This window comes from Halopseudomonas pelagia CL-AP6 (assembly GCF_000410875.1).
Classification (GTDB): domain Bacteria; phylum Pseudomonadota; class Gammaproteobacteria; order Pseudomonadales; family Pseudomonadaceae; genus Halopseudomonas; species Halopseudomonas pelagia.
This window is the reverse complement of sequence record NZ_AROI01000073.1, coordinates 1-875: the sequence shown is the minus strand read 5'-3', so window position 1 is coordinate 875 and position 875 is coordinate 1. Positions and strand designations below refer to the sequence as shown.

Sequence of the window (875 nt, the reverse complement as noted above, 5' to 3'; positions counted from 1 at the left end):
TGCGTATTCCGGCGAACGTGACCGGTCATTCCGGGGATCGTGACCGATTTGCACACGGCCTTCACGCTGGAACGGGTTTTGTACTCTGAGCGGTCACGATGGGTCAATCGATACCGCGTTTTGAGCGTTAGCCTTTCTCAGTGATTCCCCCTTCAGATTGAGTCGGTGGGCGCCGTGCAGGAGCCGGTCCAGGATGGCGTCGGCGAGCGTGGCGGAGCCGATGTAGTCGTGCCAGTGCTCGGTGGGTAGCTGGCTGGCAATGAGCGTTGAGCCGCGTCCGTGACGGTCCTCGATCACCTCCATCAGATCCTGTCGTTGCTGGGCATTGACCTTCTGCATGCCCCAGTCATCCAGGATTAGCAGATCGGTCTTCAACAGCTGCGTCATCAGGCGGGCGTAGCTGCCATCACCGTGGGCGATCCGCACTTGCTCGAACAGCCGTGGCACCCGCAGGTAGCGCACCGACAGCCCTTGCCGGCATGCTTGGTTGCCCAAGGCGCAAGCCAGCCATGTCTTGCCACAGCCGGTGGGACCGGTGATGCACAGGTTCAGGGATTGGCCGATCCAGTCACAGCTGGCCAGGCCTGCCATACGGGAACGTTCCAACCCTCGCGGGTGGCGGTAGTCGATGTCTTCGATGCAGGCCTGTACGCGCAAGCGGGCAGCCTTCAGTAGCCGGTCCAGCCGACGGTTCTCCCGGTGCAGCACTTCCCGGTCCACCAGCAGGGCCAGGCGCTCCTCGAACGCCAGATCGTGGGTTTGCGGTTGTGCTCGTTGTTGTTCCAGGGCGTCGCACATGCCCGTTAGCTTGAGGTGGCGCAGGGTGTTGAGTGTGTTGTGAGTCAGCATAGGTTTCTCCGGGATCAGTGGTAGTA

The 875-nt window shown here is 61.8% G+C and carries 1 protein-coding gene; it reads right to left on the bottom strand.

Translation table 11 applies throughout. The features are described from left to right. Positions 1-93: 93 nt before the first annotated feature. Positions 94-849, bottom strand: a complete 756-nt coding sequence (istB, locus tag K787_RS0121655) for an IS21-like element helper ATPase IstB (protein ID WP_028615198.1) — start codon at positions 847-849, stop codon at positions 94-96. Positions 850-875: the final 26 nt, after the last annotated feature.

Bases quoted from the DNA above. Each gene is read 5' to 3' on its own strand.
- istB (WP_028615198.1), bottom strand. From the start codon at position 849: ATGCTGACTCACAACACACTCAACACCCTGCGCCACCTCAAGCTAACG.